10 protein-coding genes and 1 pseudogene are annotated in these 17,045 nt (G+C 58.8%); 3 read left to right on the top strand and 8 right to left on the bottom strand.

From position 1 onward, the window contains the following. The 7 genes from AO726_RS05720 to AO726_RS20890 all read right to left on the bottom strand — a co-directional run bounded on the left by AO726_RS05720 (position 1) and on the right by AO726_RS20890 (position 13,183). Positions 1–1,974, bottom strand: a complete 1,974-nt coding sequence (locus tag AO726_RS05720) for a vWA domain-containing protein (protein WP_058067125.1) — start codon at positions 1,972–1,974, stop codon at positions 1–3. After that, positions 1,971–3,011 carry a hypothetical protein gene (locus tag AO726_RS21210; RefSeq protein WP_058067124.1) on the bottom strand — a complete coding sequence of 347 codons (1,041 nt, stop codon included), beginning with the start codon at positions 3,009–3,011 and terminating at the stop codon, positions 1,971–1,973. Before AO726_RS21210 ends, AO726_RS05720 begins: the two co-directional genes overlap by 4 nt. A 12-nt stretch (positions 3,012–3,023) precedes the next feature. After that, complete coding sequence (locus AO726_RS05710) at positions 3,024–5,717, bottom strand: putative virulence factor (protein ID WP_058067123.1); 2,694 nt, start codon at positions 5,715–5,717, stop codon at positions 3,024–3,026. Beyond that, positions 5,714–8,695, bottom strand: a complete 2,982-nt coding sequence (locus tag AO726_RS05705; RefSeq protein ID WP_058067122.1) for a virulence factor SrfB — start codon at positions 8,693–8,695, stop codon at positions 5,714–5,716. Before AO726_RS05705 ends, AO726_RS05710 begins: the two co-directional genes overlap by 4 nt. Before the next feature lie 118 nt (positions 8,696–8,813). Continuing rightward, entirely contained in the window at positions 8,814–10,235 is a 1,422-nt protein-coding gene (locus AO726_RS05700) for an SrfA family protein (RefSeq protein WP_058067121.1), read from the bottom strand. A 975-nt stretch (positions 10,236–11,210) separates the two neighbouring features. Further along, the gene (locus tag AO726_RS05695) at positions 11,211–12,563 is read right to left on the bottom strand and encodes an OprD family porin (protein ID WP_058067120.1); all 1,353 of its coding nucleotides are present in this window, start codon (positions 12,561–12,563) and stop codon (positions 11,211–11,213) included. Between the two features lie 215 nt (positions 12,564–12,778). After that, positions 12,779–13,183, bottom strand: a complete 405-nt coding sequence (locus tag AO726_RS20890) for a GFA family protein (protein WP_082629064.1) — start codon at positions 13,181–13,183, stop codon at positions 12,779–12,781. A 99-nt stretch (positions 13,184–13,282) separates the two neighbouring features. Between AO726_RS20890 and AO726_RS05690 the strand changes: the two genes are divergently transcribed. The 3 genes from AO726_RS05690 to AO726_RS05680 all read left to right on the top strand — a co-directional run bounded on the left by AO726_RS05690 (position 13,283) and on the right by AO726_RS05680 (position 16,140). Beyond that, the gene (locus tag AO726_RS05690) at positions 13,283–14,191 is read left to right on the top strand and encodes an AEC family transporter (protein ID WP_058067119.1); all 909 of its coding nucleotides are present in this window, start codon (positions 13,283–13,285) and stop codon (positions 14,189–14,191) included. Positions 14,192–14,257: 66 nt separating this feature from the next. Continuing rightward, positions 14,258–15,319 carry a PA0069 family radical SAM protein gene (locus AO726_RS05685; protein ID WP_058067118.1) on the top strand — a complete coding sequence of 354 codons (1,062 nt, stop codon included), beginning with the start codon at positions 14,258–14,260 and terminating at the stop codon, positions 15,317–15,319. Positions 15,320–15,426: 107 nt separating this feature from the next. Beyond that, positions 15,427–16,140, top strand: coding sequence for a carbonic anhydrase (locus tag AO726_RS05680; protein WP_058067117.1), 714 nt, complete (start codon positions 15,427–15,429; stop codon positions 16,138–16,140). Positions 16,141–16,180: 40 nt separating this feature from the next. Here the strand turns inward: AO726_RS05680 and AO726_RS05675 are convergent. Continuing rightward, positions 16,181–16,813 (bottom strand): annotated as a pseudogene (locus AO726_RS05675) (hypothetical protein); the annotation flags it as partial. Between the last annotated feature and the right edge of the window lie 232 nt (positions 16,814–17,045).

The following is a 17,045-nucleotide window of genomic DNA, read 5'->3' as shown; positions in this document are numbered from 1 at the left end:
TTACGGCAATGCCTCCAGCGGGACCGGATAAACGTGGTCACGCGGGTCGCTGCCCTGTGCCAGAGACACCCAGCGGTCAGCATCGGCGTTGTAGCGCTGGTAGTACTTGAGCTTGGTGTTGAGGCGGCGGATGAATTTCTCCTGCTCCAGACCTTCCATGCCTTTCCAGGTTTCTTCATCCAGGCTCAGCACTTCACTGAGGTACGGCAGGCCGTCGAGGTACTCGGCCATCAGGCCCATATCGGAGACCTTGATGTTCTTGTCCTTGAGCTGGTTCGGGTCTTTACCCATGGTCGCAGCCACCGAGCGCAGGCGCTCGAACATATCGGTCGGCGAGATCAGGCCTTCGTTGGCAGCGTCGGCAATCTGCTTAACCACATCACTGAGGTCGCTGAGCTGGCTCTTGGTCATCAGCACGCGCACATCGGTGGTCGGTACGTTCTGCTGCACAAAGTCACGGTCGCTGATCCAGGCCTTGAACACCGGCGGCGCGCTGGCTCCCGTCTTTTCACCCAGATACGCCAAGCGCATGGCGTGGCCCAGCAGGGCGGCGTCTTCGGCAATGGCCTTGTCGGATTCGCTGGCACCTTTCTTCGCGTATTCCGCGTCTGCACCCAGCGCACTACCAGCAGCCATGTCGCCACGGTAAGCGGCCTTCACCTGGGCGGTGATGGCGTCGCCGAGGCTGTCGACCATCTTGCCAAAGCTGTCGACGTTACCGGCATCCACCGGGTAATACAGCGGCTTGTTGAGGAAGGCGTTGGTGGACAGGTTGGTGTACTGCGCTTCCGCCGAAGCGTGGTTCTTCGCCCCACTCGGGGTTTTCAGGTGCAGGCTGTAGATGGCCACGCCGCGATACTGGGCTTCCAGACGCACTTGCTCGGCATTCAGGCCGGTGCTGGAGAGCTTGTTGTCGCCATCAATGGCACCGGCGTCGGTGACCAACACAATGTAGCGGGCACCAAATTCGTTCCACTTCACCTCGTCCAGCGCCTGCATGATCCCGGCGTATGGGTCTTCATCAAAGCTGCTGCTGGAAACCGTGGCTTCTTTGAGCTGGGAGACTTTGGCGAGGAAGTCCTTTCCGTCTTTCACCGTGCTCGGGTCAACGAACATCTTGCTGGTGTATTCCAGCTTCGGCACGGCTTCGGTGTTGGAGCGGAAGGCTACCAGGCCGAATTTGACCTGATTGAGCAGCTTCTCTTTTTCGATCTGGGCGTAGATGCGCTGCACCGCTTCACGGGTGCGGTCGATGTACGGGCCCATGGAGATGGTCGAGTCGATCACAAACACCACCGCGGCGCTGAAGCCCTTGAGGGTGTTGGCTTCTGCGGCTTTGTCGGTCTTAGCTTTGTCGTCGGACTTGGCGCTGACCGAGGCGACGTTCAGCAGGCGCACCTGAAAGCCTTTCTCGGTGAAGGTTTCTTCGGCGTCCAGCACCGGCAGCAGATAGAAGTTTTTCGACAAGTCCACCGCGTAATCCGGCTCGCGGGCAACCACAGCCGGGTCGCGGCCTTTGTCTTTCATGTTTTTCTGGATCGGTGCCAGCAGCGGTGCCGGGTCTTCCTTGCCGAACAGTTCTTCCAGCTTGGCCTTGTCCTTGAAGAACAGCAGCGGCTCACGGCCTGCCGGGTTGGTCAGGGCCAGGGTCATCTGCATCTTCCAGTCCACCGCGCAGTCGCCCTTGATCCAGCCGACGGTCTTGCCGTAGCTGTCCGGGCCGACTTTCAGCCACTCGGCATTGCCGGCGGTTTCCCGCTGGTACACGTAAAAACGGGTGAAGGCCGGTTGTGCCTTGCCGCCGCTGCCGCCTGCGCTGTCAGTCAGCTGGCAGGTCGGTGTGGTCAGCACGCGCTGGTACAGGGTCTTTTTGCCTTCCTGCAGCAGCGGTTTTTCATCCGCCAGTGCCGGGGCGGCCAGGCTGCCGAGCAGCAGGCTGGCCATTACAGTCAATGCGAAGGGACGTGCACTCATTTGCTCAGCGCCTCCATACGTTGTTTGGCTTCCTGGTTGGACGGATCGTTGTTCACTGCGATCTCGTACCAGTAGGCCGCTGTCTCGGCATCAGCGGCTTCAACACAGCCACCGCTCTTGAAGTGTTCCGGGTCGTATTCGCGAGCGTAAGCAAAGGCCACGGCGGCATCACCGGCCTGGGCTTTGTGCGCATAAATGCGCTGCACCACGCCACAGCGTTTGGCTTCTTTGGCGGCATTGATGGCGGCCAGTACCTGCTCGCTGGACGGGTTGGACTTCAGGCAGCTCTGGATAAACACCAGATCGTCTTTGTCCTGCCCCAGAGCGCCAACACTGCACGGTGCAGTGTCGGCTGCGCTGGTGCTGGCTTCGCTGGTGGCGGCCGGAGCCGTCGTACCCGGAGTACGCAGGAAGAACCACCAGGCAGCGGCAGCCAGTGCGGCGAGCACAAGCAGGATGGCAATGATCAGCCCCAGCTTGCTGCCTTTTTTCTCCGGCACAGGCGTCGGCTGTGGGCGCGGTTCGGCAGCGATTGGCTCTGGCTCCGGTTCCGGATCAAGGGTCAGCACAGGCTCCGGTTCTGGTTCAGGCAGTGGCGTCGGCTCTGGCTCTGGCTCGGATGGCGGGGGCGGTGGTGTAACCGCTGGTGCCGGGCGCTCGGCGCGCTTTTCGCCACTTTGGGAGCTGCCCGCCGCTTGCGAGGAGAGAATGGTGCCGACAATGCGCACCACGCCTTTATCGCTGCCGTCCGGGTTGCGCAGTTGCAGCATGTAGGCGTTTTGCGGGTTGGCCATCAGCGGGTCGATCAGCCATGGGCCGACTTCGCCGTTGAGTACCTCGTCATTCAGGCTCATGCCGTCCAGTGCGTGCCACACCGGGTTGCTGTCCCAACTGCCGCCTGCGGCCAGATAGTGGCCGTCCTGGTTGCGCTGAATGGTCAGCTCCAGTCCTTCGCCCTCTTGCGCCCAGCCGTGCAGGGTCAGTTCGCCGTAGCCGGGTTGGCCGCTTTGGGCGGCCTTGAGTTCAATTCTAAGCATGGGTTATTCCACTCACTTCGCGTGCAGGGTGTCGAGCACCTTGCCCAGCGCTTCGTTCTGTTCCGGGGTGATTTCGCGGCCAGCGCTGTGGCCGGCGTTGTCTGCGGCCACTTTGCTCAGGGCCACCAGCCAGTCACCGACATAGTTGCGGCTGTGCTCCAGCGGTTGCGGTGCCAGCACCGGCAGCTTGCCGTGCTCAATGGCAGGCGGTGCCTCAAACAGCTTCTTGCCCGCTTCGATGCGGCTGTCAGGGCGCTGTGCCAGCGGCATTTCGATAAAGCCCAGCCAGCCCACAAAGTCGCCCAGCACGGTTTTCGCGGTGAGTACCTGACGGCCTGCCAACTGCTCGCGTTTGGTGCCGATCTGTTCGGTGCTGACAATCGCTTTGAGCAGTCGGTCTTGCAGGTTGAGACGGTCGGCAGCGGTGACCAGCTCGTCCACCAGTGCTTCCACCGCAGGCTTGCTGAAGCCGAGGAAGGTCAGCAGGCGGACGTCTTCGGGCAGATGACGCAGGTGGCTGATCCACTCGCGCAGCACTGCCTGAGCGAAGCGCGCATCGCTGCCGGTGGTACGTGTAGCGTTGGCAGACGGTTTGGCCGGAGCATCGCCGAACAGGCTGAAGCCGTCGTCGCTGGCGAAGTCGTCACCCAGATTCAGCGCGCCGCCGAAGTCTGAGCTGGAGGTATCAGTGCTGGTGCTGAGCGGTGGCGTTTCATCTTCACCGGCGTTCAGGTAAAGACCGCGCAAGAGGTCGTCCGGCACCTGCATTTTTTGCAGCAGCTCGCCCAGGAGGACGCGGCGCGGCCAAATGGCTTCGAAGATTTGCTGGGCGATTTTGCGCTTCTTCTCCAGTTCGCCCGAACCTTCATCTTGGAACCAGTGACCGAGGCGGCTATCGAGCAGATGGAGGACTTCATCCAGTTGCTCTTTGATCCGTCCCAGTTTCACTTCGCGCAGGGCAACCCCGCGCAGGTACTGGCTGATGGCGCTCATGCCGCCGTCGTTCAGCTCGAGCATGGCATCCCAGGCTTGCTCAGGATTGCGGATGTGGCGCTGGACGGTTTCGTCTTCGCTGAAGGTGCTGCGCATCAGCGCCAGTGAGTTGGCCGCTGACGCATTGAGGCTGAGCTCGTTGCCATCCTGTACATCGAGGAAGGTCACCTTCATGCGCGGTTTGCGCACCAGGAAGGTGTTGTTGAACGGCTGCCCGGCGGTCCACTCCTGCATCCAGGTGTACTGACCGAAGCGTTCAAGCATGGTCATTTTCATCATGCCGCCGCTGCCCCAGCCTAGACGCAGCAGGTCTTCACCTTTGTCCAGATCGCTGCTGATACGCATGTCGAACATGGTGATGGCCCACAGCAGGCCCGGTTTGCGTAGGGCGCGTTCTTCCGGTTTGGTGCCTTGGGTTTTCTCGATCCAGCGGGTCAGCACCGGACCGACCGCGGTCACGTCCGATTGTTTGTTGGACGGCGTGCAGACGATCAGCACGTTCATTTCCTGGCTGTCGGTGTAGCGCTCGAACAGATAGGCGACCTTACCGCGCAGAATCAGCTGCGCCACTGGACTGGCTTCGTCGCTTTTGACCGCACGGCGCACGTCGTCCAGCGACTCCACCGACAGACGACCGCGATAGCCGGGGAAGTCGAGCAGATCGACTTGCTCAAACAGCGGGTCGCTGGTGGGTTCCACCAGCGGGAAGACCATTTCCGCCGTCAGTGCCGCCAGCTGCGCCAGTGTCAGTTCCACCGGGGCCTGCAACTCGCCCTGTTTCGACGGACGTACGCTGATCGGCAGGTCACTGCTGCGGCCCAAGCGCTCGAGCATATCCACGTTCATGATACTGTCGGCTTGCGACAGACCTTTATCGGTCTGGCGCACCAGAGCGTCTAGCGGCGCGAACACGCGGTCGGCGTTGCCCAGCTTATTAAGGGTTTTAGCGAAGCTCAGGTAGGCCTCGCTGAGTTCCTTAATCTCGCCCCAGAAGATCGAGAACAGCGTGGTGCGGTCTTCAAGGCTCAGCCACGGTGCCAGCTCTACGGCCGTCGGCCAGTAGTAGCCGCTGAGGCCGAAAATTGAGGCCGGGAAGTTGTCTTGCAGGTAATCCCACAGGGCCACCACGTCATCTTCGCTCACGCCCGGTACCGGGTTGTGCTGGCGGCGTTTGCTCAGCTCTTTGAGCTGCTGGCGGATGGCATTTTCGTCGAGGCGGTAGAGCACCTTCTCGGTATTGAAGTCGTTGAAGAAGGAGTTAGCCAGCACCTTGGCCACTTCCACTTCGCCAAATAGCTTCAGCTCCAGCGGGTAATCCGCCGGGCCGGCCTTGGCCGTACGGCTGAAGCGGGTCACCAGACCGGTCGCTTCCTTGCCGCCACCCGGCGGGTTGACGTGGGTGAGGAAGTCCAGACGCTGCCCGGCAAAATCGGTTTCCAGCTTGCCGTTTGTGCCTGCGGCCAATGTCGAAATCAGGTAGGACTTGCCCGCCTGTGACAGGCCGAAAAAGCCCACGGTCATCGGCAGGTTGGACACACCGCCGAGGCGATTGGCGGTGTTGCGCACCCGGCGCAGGCTGAGGATCAGGTCGTCTGCTTCGTTATCCAGACGCGGCGCAGTGCGGCGCACGTCGTTGATCCAGCGAATCGCATCGCCGGCACCGTTGTGGATGGCAGACCAGTGTTGGGTCAGTTGCTCAGGCGAGTTACTCATTTGCGAAACACGCTCCCGCTGTCGAGCCAATAGTGCGACTCACCCAAGCCTGCATCGGACAGGGTGTTGAGTCGAAGACGAATGTGCGAACGGCTGACGGAGCCGTTGTCCGACTCGGCACCGAGGAACTCGAAGCTCTCGCTGCCTTCTGCCGGGTTGCGCGACGGTTTGATGCCCAGGCGTACCTTCAGCACCAGACCTTGCGAGGCGACTTGCTCGCGCAGTTTCTGGTTTTCGATGCTGAGGATGTACAGCGGCGCCGCCGACCAGCGCTCGTCGCTTAGCTGGCGGAAGCCCAGGCGCATGGTGCCGCGCATTTCAAAGGTCTGATCAGGCAGCTCGTAGTTCGGGTCATCCAGATCGATGTCGCGGAAGTAGACGTTGCCGTCCTTGATCACGTTGTTGTTGTCCAGCAGGCCCAGATGCTTCAGCGTCGAATACGGTTTGAACGCTGCCGAACGGAAGAAGAAGTTAGGCAGGCGCAGGCTGCGGCTGAGCAGGCAAAGCATGGCACCGACCGCGGCGGTGGTTTTCGGGTCTTCGATGCGGTCGAGCTTGTTGAACGGGTACCAGCCGCCGGTGCGGTACTGGTTCAGCGGCAGGATACGAGCCGGTGGTAGCGGCAGCAGCTTGCGGAACAGCGCCTGCACGCCTGGCAGGCGCGATGGGCGGCCGGTCAGCAGGAGCACGTCGCAGGGGTAGCTGTAGACCACTTCGCACAGGGCTTTGATGGTCTTGCTGATGTTCATCCGCTCGGTGATAAAGGCCTCATGGATGCGGCGCAGGTACACGTTCAGCTCCACATCCAGCAGGTTGAACGGTTTGCTGCCGTTGCCCAGCTGGCGGCGCACGGCACCGCCGACGTATTCCAGCACGGCATCGGTCGGGCGCTCATCGCCGAGCAGCTCGCCGAACGTGCCGTTGACCAGGGTGCCGGCATCGAGTGGGTCGTACTGCTCGTAGGCTTTGAGCAGGCGCAGGCCAATCGGGCTGAACACTTGCAGGGTCAGTTGCTGACGCAGGACGGCATCCTGCACGGTCAGCGGTTCGTTGCCGATCAGCTTGGAAAGCATCGCATCGGGGTTATCCACACCCGCTTGCGTCAGCGCGTTATTCAGCGCAGGCAGGACAAACAGGCGAATCACATCGAGCAGGATGTCGTCACCGGCTACTTTGAAGCCGTCACGGAAACGCTGCGACGGGGTGATGTAGACGTTACTGCCGACGCCATCGTCGAGGCGGTATTCGGTAATCACCAGATCGGTGGTGCCGCCGCCAATGTCGATGGAGGCGATGGTCAGGCGGTCTTTATGCGGCTGATCCGGACGCGCCATGGCGGCGAAGAACTCTTCCGGGCGGCCGGCAAAGTTGTTTTGGGTTTCGTTGAACAGATACACGACCTGGCCGCAGGTGGCTTCGTCCCACTGCACGTGCACTTCCGGCAAGTACGGCCAGCCGGTTTCGCGGCTTTTCGGGTCTTTGATGTTGATCGCATCGTCTTCCGGGTGCCAGCCGAGGCCTTTCCACACCAGGCCGATAGCTTGCTCCATGCACTTGGCAAAAATTTCCCGCTCCGGCTTGGGCATGGATGGTGGCACGGTGAGGATGATCGAGCGCAGGTGGCGCGGTACCCGTGAGTGGCTCATGCGCAGGCGCTGTGACGGGCTGTTGATTTGCATCAGCGCTTGGGCCAGCACTTCGCAGAGCATGAAGGTCATCAGCGAGCTGCGCGAATAGTGCGGGTGGAACACCGGCATGCGCTCGTCGAACGGCAGGCTGTACAGCGCCTGGCCTTTTTCGTTGATCAGGCTGGCGACCGGTGCGGCGGTGGCGTGCGGTTCGGTATCGGTTTTGACGTACGCGCAGTTGAAGCGCCAGCCCGGCTCGTAGTTGTCTTCATCCCACAGGTAGCGTTTCGGGCTGGACAGGCCGGTGGAGCCTTCGGTGCCACGGCGGCGGCTGGCCAGACGTCCGGCTTCGCGGCCGACACGGGCGATGGTTGGCCACTGGAAGGCTTCGCGACGGCCGCTCTGCACGGAGAAGTGATCTTTACCGAACACCGCTTGGGCGAATTCGATGCGGCTCTCGAACGGTTCCGGGTAGACATGCTCGGGCATGGTCAGGTCGCGCAGTTCCAGTTCGTAGCGTTTGCTCAGACCGTCGTTTTCCTGCGGATGGTCTTCGATCAGGATGCCGCAGGTGCGCGAGTTGCCCACGTCCAGCACCATGTCCACCGGGATGGCTTTGTGCAGGTCGCTGTCGCGGTTGGAGACGACTTTGATTTCCGGCACTTCCAGCGCGGTGCCGAGCACATGCAGCAGGTTGAGGTAGTGAGCCTGGTGATACAGCTCAAGGCACTCGTTCTCAATGTCATCCAATTGCAGACGCAGTGGCGGCAGTTGCGCTTGCTCGGTGAACACTTCGCGCAGCCAGTCGTTGACCCAGTTGAGGTCAAGGAACCAACCCATTTCGTTGGCCTGATGGGCCAGGGCGAAGGCAGCACCGGCGCGCACGTCATCGTTGGTCGGGGCCAGATAAGCGGTGTCGCTGCGGCTGGGGAATACTTTGGTGTCGAAGGCCAGCGTTACGCGGTGGGTGTGGCCGTCCGGGTCTTGCCCCGGCTGCAGTTCGACCACGCGCACGCGCGCCCAGTTGGACGGGCCGTCATCGAAACGACGCGGCGGGCTGAAACGAAAGAAGGGCAGCGGCAACCACAAATCTTTGAGCAGGCGTACGGACTGATCCACCGCCACGCTGTAGGCCGGGCTCACCGCCTGACCGGGCGCGGCCGGATGATAGAACTGCTCGCTGCGATCGTCGTACATCAGGCGTGCCAGCGGGCCATCCTGGCGCTGGCGGACGAACTCCCCAGGCAATTCACGGCGCAGATCAAGGGTCACGGCAAAGTCCATAAACTGGACGCCGCTGCCCATGATCAGCGTGATCTTCTCTTCGTAATCCGTTTTCTCTGGAAACATAGTGCTGTTCTTCCGCCCTTGTTCGTTGGCTGGCGGGCTGCTTCAGGCAACCCGCCGGGACGTCCTTTTATATGCCTGGCAGGCTGTTGGCCCGCTCCGGCTTAACCCTGTGGCCGTGCTACTGCTTTTCGCCCTGTCGCATGGACATTGGGAATTGCTGGTTTTCGTAGCTGCCCGAGCAGTCGGCAGCGCTGCGGCTGTCCGGGCTGCAGGTGACTTCCGGCAGTTTGTAGGTGCTGCCGTCATTGCACGTGGCCTGGCCTTGATTGTTGATCGCCAGTTTGCCGCCTTGCATCGCCGCATTGACTGATCCAGAGCAGACCACGCCATCGCCACGGCGCATCTTGACCTCACCTTTGCCATCCTTGAAGTCATATTCCAGCTGCATCGGCTTACCGGTTTTGGCGTCCTGAATCCCGGCCCCGGCTTTCCAGCTGCCGTTAAGGAAGTCAGTGGAACCGGTTTGCAGCGCTTGCGGCGGAATGCTCAGGTCTTGCGGTACGTCTTTACCCGGCGGCTGCTGACGCGGATTCGGCTGGCCCATTTCCGGGTCAACCGGCGGCTGCGGTTCTGCGCCCTCTTCGCCTGGCGGTGTTTGTTCGTCTTTGCCGGCTTCGTCTGTTTTCGGCTCTTCTGCCGGGGCTTCAGGCTGTGCGGCATCATCTGCAGGAGCCTGATCTTGCGGCTGCTGGCCGTCGGGCACTTGTCCTTCAGGGAGTTGCCCATCTGGCAGTTGTCCGTCAACAGCCTGGCCGCTGATGCCGCCATTGCCAATCACAGTGCCGTCGACACCGTGAACGTTAACGTCATGCACATTCACATCACGGGTGACGGGCAGGCCCGGCAGGTCGATCTGATCCAGGCCCAGCGGCAGCGGTACGTTCGGTGCGCAGGCGCGCAGCAGGAATAACAGCAGCAGGAGCAGCAACAGTAATGGCAGCAGCCACAACAGCCAGCGCCACCACGGGCGTTTAGCCGCCACAACCGGCGCTGCGGCTGGGGCTACCGCAGGTGCTTCTGGCGGCAGGGTGAAGTCCAACGGTTTGGCAACCGGTGCGGCAGGGCGCAGGCACAGTAGCGGATCGTGATCATAAGTGCCGGGCTGGTCGGTAAAGCCCCAGAAGGTAATGACCGGCTTGCCGTTGACCAGATACACATGGTCGCTGTCTGGGAAGTGAACGGTCTTTTCCAGCAGACGGCCGAAAATCTGCTTCTCGCGGTTCTGCGTGTCGCCTTTCATGCTAACGCTGGTATTGCCCAGCTGCGCGTGCATGGCTTCCAGCTGTTTATAGGCGTCGCTGCGCTCTTCTTCAGTGGCGGCCGACCATGGCACTACGTCGCCTTCTTCAGGTGCGTACCAGTCGATGCGGTCGCCGGTTTCGTTAGGCTGGGGAATGGCCAGACAACTGGCGGCTTCACGGCCCATCTTGAGGCGGATGGCTTCGCGCAATTGCAACGCGGCGCTGTATACCGGTTGGCCATCGACGCCCAGCGCCTTGAATTCCTGAAGGTTACCTGTGCGCAGCAATGCACCTGGCATGTGTCGATATCCTTAGCCAAGACCATCATTAAGACGTGCAATCTACTCAATGGCGTTATTGAGCCTGCCCATCATGTCGAAACTGTTATGCGTTGTCAGTGCGGTAAAAAAGCCTTTTGGAATCAAGGCTTATTGCCATGACAGCGACAAAATGTGACACAGGCAAGTTATTTAGGGAATGCCTTTGTGGAGTAAGGGTAGTCGAGTGTCTGACTCGCACTGGAGATTGAGTCAAACTTCAACTGAACAGCTTACTGGCGTTCCCAAAAACGTGCCCGCAGGCTTTGACTACGCTGATCGGGGAATGATCAATTCAAGGCACGAGTCAGCACATTGGCGTGCCTTCAAAGGCCGCTGAGAAGGAGGCTGCGATACTGCGGTGTGAGCCGGACACCAGGGCTGTCCGGCCGTTACAGACTAAAGTTTGAATAGGCGCGCAGCATTGCTGCGGCCAAGTCGGTGATGCGTTGCTCAGTGTCGAGCAGGCGGCGCTCGGTATCTGCCATCTAGGCTTTGCCGTTTCGTGCTGCCTCATCGGAAGAGTCCCACAGGTTGTTGTTCAGTTCGGTGCTGAGATGCTCTTCGAGTACGATTTTCCCTTTCATGCGAATAGTCCTGATGTAGATGGATGTAAGCAACTGGAATTCTTCAAACAGTTAAGTGCTGCGGCATCGTTATTCCTTGTGTAGGGAAATTGAAACTTTAGCTTCAGTCCAGAGCGTAAGTGCAAGCAATTGATGGCAATTAGCTAAAAATCCCTCGGCGCAATAGCGTGGCGAGGGGGGTGATAGCTGTAGGACGGGAAAGTTTTATGTGGGAGTGAGTTGCTAATAAATAATGGAATGAGTGGTGACTATTCATACTATAAGTATATGGGCTGTTATGGCTTGACTATAGGCGCGTAAAAATAAAGTAATGAGATAAATAAGAACTGCCACTTAGACATGTTCATTTGTTCCAGTGGCAGTGCAAGGTTTAGAAAAACGGCAGGCTGTAGCTGGTGATAAACCGGTTCTGGTCCGTATCTGCGACCGTTTCGCTGCGCAGCGAGGCATTGCGCCAAGACAGGTTAACGCCCTGCAGCGGGCCGCTTTGAATGGTGTAATCCAGGCGGAAGTCGCGTTCCCATTCCTTTCGCTGACCCTGTTGGCTGGTCTGAATGTTGGTACCTTTCAGGTAGGCCACGCTGGCTTTCAGCCCAGGCACGCCGGCACCTGCAAAGTCGTAACTGTATTCGGCAAAACGGGTGCGTTCGCCGGCCCGGGTGAAGTTGTGCAACTGCCTGTCGGTGAGCAGATAAACGCTGACGCCGCCCGCACCTTTGTCTCCATCCAGTGAACCTTGGTTAGCCTGAACAAAGTTGCTCTTGTCCGAGACCTGTTGATAGCCCATCAGCACGCTATGTGCGCCATAGTTATGCGTCAGTGCCGCGCTCCAGGTGTGGTTGTCGATCTCGCCCTGGCCGTCGTCACTGTAGCCGTTGACCAAGTAGCCTTGCGCCCGTCCACTGGCTGAGGCGTTGGCCCCGTCTGAGGTGGTGCGGAAGTAGCGCAGGTCCAGCTTCAGACTTTGCCCCTCGGAAATCGGCAATTGCCGGGTGAGACCGAGGAAATGCTGGCGGTAGTAATCCTCCAGATTGGCGTAATAGTACTGGGCTTGTAGGCCGGGTTTGACCTGCCAGTCGGCACCACCGAACCACAAGTGGTTACTTGCCTGGCTGCCGCCGCTGACGGCTAGGCCGGTACGATCTGAGGAGCTGCGGCCTGTCGCTTGCTCAATCAGTCCGCCGGTCAGGGTCAGATTATCGAAGTCCTGCGAGGTCAGTTGGGTGCCTTCAAACGTCTGCGGGAGCAGGCGGCCGTCATTGCTGACCAATATCGGTAAGCGTGGTTGTAGGGTGCCGTGACGAATCTCCGTCTGCGCGATCTTGGCTTTTACCGTCAGGCCCAGACGGCTGAAGTTCTGCACTGCCGAGCCGTCGCTGTCCAGCGGAAACAGCTGGCCGGGCGTGCGCTCAAGGTCGGACTTGCCAACCCGGCCGCCGCCGTCCAGACGCATGCCGAATGTGCCGAGCGCATCCACGCCAACACCGACGGTACCCTGAGTAAATCCGGACTTTGCGGTCAGAATAAAGGCCTGGCCCCACTCCTCGTTTTGTCCTGAGTATGCTTTTTTGCCGATCTGGTCCTGACTTTCCCGGTTGTCGTTATTGAAATAAAAGTTACGCAGGTTTAAATCGATTTTGCTGTCTTCTATAAATCCATTGGCCAGAGCAGTTTGCGCGCCGGCTGCCAATAGACTGGCCAGCCATTGAGATGAGTATTTCAAATGTATGCCTCCGGTAGTGGCTAATGCGGTTGCATTAGCCCGATCCGGGGTTATAGCGATGGATGGGTGTTGAAGCGTCTAAGGTAATTCTCAAACTTTGGGTATTGAGTGTTTTTAATTAAAATAAAATGTGCGGGTTAATATTTATATATTGATATTTTGTGGGTGAATTTATTGCTCTGGGTTTCGATTAAATTGTGGTTTGTAGTTGCTGTTTATTCGATTCGCTCTTGTTGCTCTTCTGGCAAATGCGGGTCTAGGTGAATCCAGGGCAAACGGCTTTGTACCCAAATATGCCGGTCAGCCGTAGCCTGCTCCGGGTGATCCAGTGTCGCGACCGTAATATCGAGACTGTCGGGGCTGAGTGTTGTGAATAGGGCCAGCTGAGCGCCGCAGTCACCACAGAAATAACGGGAACAGGTAGCCGATGAGGCATACAACTTGGGCTTGCCTTTAAGCCATCTGAAGTCTGCGCGCTGTGTCGTCAGCCAGGTTGTGACGATTCCACCTGTTGTTCGGCGGCAGGTGGCGCAGTGACAATGTGCGATATCCCGCAGCACACCTGTAAATTGATAGCGAACGGCTTCACACTGGCATCCGCCTTCATAGGTGTTGGGCATTCCGTTGTCCCTCCGGTGTCGTGATCTGCTTAATCGAAAACATCACGTGGCTGTTCATTACGTTACCCCCATAACGGGCCGACTGCTCTGGAGAAATGTGTGTTCGAGCTTTTAACCGCGTTGTGGCCGCTATTCGCGTTGATTGTTGGTGGCTATTGCCTGCGTCGTATTGAGTTTCCCAGTGAAGCGTTCTGGCCTGGGGCCGAGCGCATTAACTATTTCGTGTTGTTCCCGGCCCTGCTGTTTAACAGCCTGGCGACTGCACCTCTGAACAATCCGGCATTGCCGCGCCTTGCCTTGGCGGTGTTGCTGGGGCTGGGGCTGGCTTGGGGCGGGCTGTTGCTTATGCGTCGTTTGCGGGGTTGGCCCGCGGGACGTTTTGGTGCATTCACCCAAGGCATTTTGCGCTTCAACACTTACCTTGGTTTGGCCGCGGTGGGCAGCCTGTTCGGTCAGCAAGGGCTGGCGGTGGCGGCATTGATGCTGGCGCTGATGGTGCCAGCGGTGAATGTACTGTCGGTCTGGGCGTTGAGTGCTGAGCAGGGTGTGAGTGTGCGCAGCTTAGCTCTGCCGATTTTGAAGAACCCACTGATCCTCGCTTGCGTTCTGGGCACACTTTATAACCTCAGCGATTTGCCTCTGCCGGGTGGGACGGATCGGTTGCTGGGGTTGCTTGCTGCAGCCAGCTTGCCGCTGGGACTGCTCTGTGTTGGCGCGGCGCTAAGGCCAGAGCAGCTGGGTGGTGAAGTGTCTGCGTTGGGGGCCAACAGTTGCGTGCGCTTATTGTTGATGCCGGGGTTGGCCTGGGCAGTTGCCTATGTAATGCAGTTGCCGCCGATGGAAAGCATCTTGCTGGTGCTGTTCTTTGCCCTGCCCACTGCGCCAACGGCCTATGTACTGACTCGCCAGTTAGGCGGCGACAGTCAGTTGATGGCCGGGATTATTACGCTGCAGACCTTGCTGGCGGCGCTGAGCTTGCCGTTATTGCTGGGGTTGCTTAACGGTTGAGCGGTTGAGGTTGGTAAGAATGCTGAATAGCTGTATAAATATACAGTCATTCGGCGGAGCTAATCTATGTCACTTCACACTCCACTCAAAGGGCGCGGTACGGCCAGTAATCCGCATAATCGTTTTGCCGCACAGCATGTTGTGGTGGTCGATGATGGCTGGGCTCAGGAGCTGCCTGTCGTCAGTTGCGTGACTGAGGTGCGTAACGAGACGGCTAAAAGCATCATCACCCGCAACCAGTCACCGGATTTGCCATTTGACCGTTCGCTGAATCCTTATCGTGGATGTGAGCACGGCTGTGTGTATTGCTATGCCCGACCCAGTCATGCCTATTGGGATATGTCGCCAGGGCTGGACTTTGAGACCCGCCTGATCGCTAAGACCAACTCTGCCGAGCTGCTGGCTAAGGAGTTGTCCCGCCCTGGCTACGTGTGCGCGCCTATTAATCTGGGAGCCAATACCGACCCTTATCAGCCCGTGGAGCGCCAGTATGAGTTGACCCGGGACGTGCTCAAGGTGCTGCTGGACTATCGCCATCCTGTGACGATAGTGACTAAGGGCTCGCTGATTCTGCGCGATCTGGACCTGCTGAGTGAGTTGGCGCAGCAGAATCTGGTGTCGGTGATGATCAGCCTGACCACGCTGGATGACGATCTCAAGCGCATTCTTGAGCCCAGGGCCGCAGCGCCAGCCGCTAGGTTGCGGGCGATCCGGGTATTGCATGAACACCGGGTTCCGGTTGGCGTGCTGTGTGCGCCGATGATTCCAATGATTAACGACCGGGAGCTGGAGCACCTGCTCGAGGCGGCGCAGGATGCAGGTGCTGCAAGTGCGCACTACATTTTGTTGCGCTTACCCAGAGAAGTGGCGCCGCTATTTGAAGCATGGCTGCAGGCGCACTTTCCACAGCGCGCTGAGCATGTGCTCAGCTTGATCCGGCAGAGCCGCGCTGGAGAACTCTACGACAGCAGCTTTGGCAAACGCTTTACCGGGGAAGGCGCTTTTGCCGAACTGCTTTCCAAGCGCTTTGCCCTTGCCGCCAAACGTCTTGGGTTGCATCGCGGCGAAGCCTTTAATCTGGACTGCTCGAAGTTCTGTCCGCCGGGCAGTCAATTGTCACTGCTGTGAAAAGTTAGTGTGACGGCCTTCTAAACTGTGACTTGGCTTCAGACTTCGCTGTCCTTTTAGGGGTCGCAGATTCATCTGCGCAAACGAGTACCAGTGCGAGGTTATCAATGGATAAGCAACAGCAGCCACAAAGTGATTCGCTTCCCAGTGCGGAAGAATCATTGCAGCGTATCGTTGAGGGCTTTCAGCGCTTTCGCCAGGATGTTTTTCCCCAGCAGGAAGAGCTGTTTAAAAAGCTGGCACATCAACAGTCGCCCAAGGCTATGTTTATTACTTGCGCGGATTCGCGCATTGTTCCTGAGCTGATTACTCAGAGTAATCCGGGCGATCTGTTTGTCACCCGTAACGTCGGCAACGTGGTGCCTCCGTATGGTCAGATGAACGGCGGCGTGTCCACTGCGATTGAGTTCGCCGTGATGGCGCTGGGCGTGCAGCACATCATCATTTGCGGCCACTCAGATTGTGGGGCGATGAAAGCCGTGCTTAAACCCGCCGAGCTGGAGCGCATGCCAACGGTCAAGGCCTGGCTGCGTCATGCCGAAGTGGCCAAAACGGTGGTGGCGGATAACTGCAGTTGTGGTGAGCATGAAGTGCTCGGCATTCTTACGGAGGAGAACGTGGTGGCGCAGCTGGATCACCTGCGTACACACCCTTCCGTGGCTTCACGTCTGGCCCGTGGCGATCTGTATATCCACGGCTGGGTGTATGACATTGAGAGCAGTGCAATTAAGGCTTATGACGCCGAGAAGGGCGAGTTTCGCGAGATCGGGGATGGACCGTTACCGATGGCGACGCCTCGGGCGCGTTATCAGCAGGGCTAATTGGCTCAGCCTGGGGGCGAGGCTCGCTGGTGTTTTCGGCCAGCGCTAATTCGATCCCCCATTGCCTGGAAAAGCATGGCCAGCTAAGCCAGGCGGTGAGTACATTGGGCGCGTGCAGATGCTGGCGGTAGGTCTGCACCGAGTCCTGGTTGAAGGTATTTTCCGGTAGTAAAGCGCTGACTGCGTGTTCAACAGCGCTGTCCAGCTGATTGGAAAACGGCTCGCCAATTAAGTGGTGCACCACCAGATTGGCCACAGTCAGATCCAGCGGGATTAGCGGCTTGCCCAGGTGGAAGATATAGCGGTCGTTGACCTCTTCCACCATGCGCAGGGCCAGATAGGCTGCACTGACTAGCATCTCCAGCCCCTCACGGCCATCGATCAGTTTCGGCGGCTGCAAAAAGAATTGCTCAGTAATTTTCAGAACTGGCTTTATCCAGGGGCTGATACCTGCGCCTTCAGCGACCTCATGGGCCGCTTGCAGCAGGTGAGGAACCTGATTCACGTAGTTGCTGATGAAGTTCAGCAGGGCCTCGTCCGGATTCTGCTCGGGAAGTGCAATCGCCTGATGCACCTGATCAAGGTTGGCGTGAATGTAGTGGGCCAGTCGTCCAGTCCGGGCCTCATGTTCCTGAGCCTCCCTGATCAGGTTGTGTAGCGCAGCAATATTCACAGCTCATCACCTGACAAGAGCGATTGCAGCCGTGCTGGCGAAGCTTCTTGCCTAAGAATGGATTTATATAAGGTTTTAACACTTATGCTCTGGGTGCATAAGGTGTTAGGTCAATGTTTCTACAGACTGCATTTTTAGCGGACTGGAGGCAATGGCTGAACGTGAGTCACAGATTTTCACCTGACATTGCGAGGTGGAAGTCCCTGTCTATACTCCTTAGCGAAAGGCAGTA

It is taken from the genome of Pseudomonas sp. TTU2014-080ASC (genome assembly GCF_001446935.1).
GTDB lineage: Bacteria > Pseudomonadota > Gammaproteobacteria > Pseudomonadales > Pseudomonadaceae > Aquipseudomonas.
Note: the sequence above shows the minus strand (reverse complement) of the source record. Positions and strands in the feature narration are given on the sequence as shown.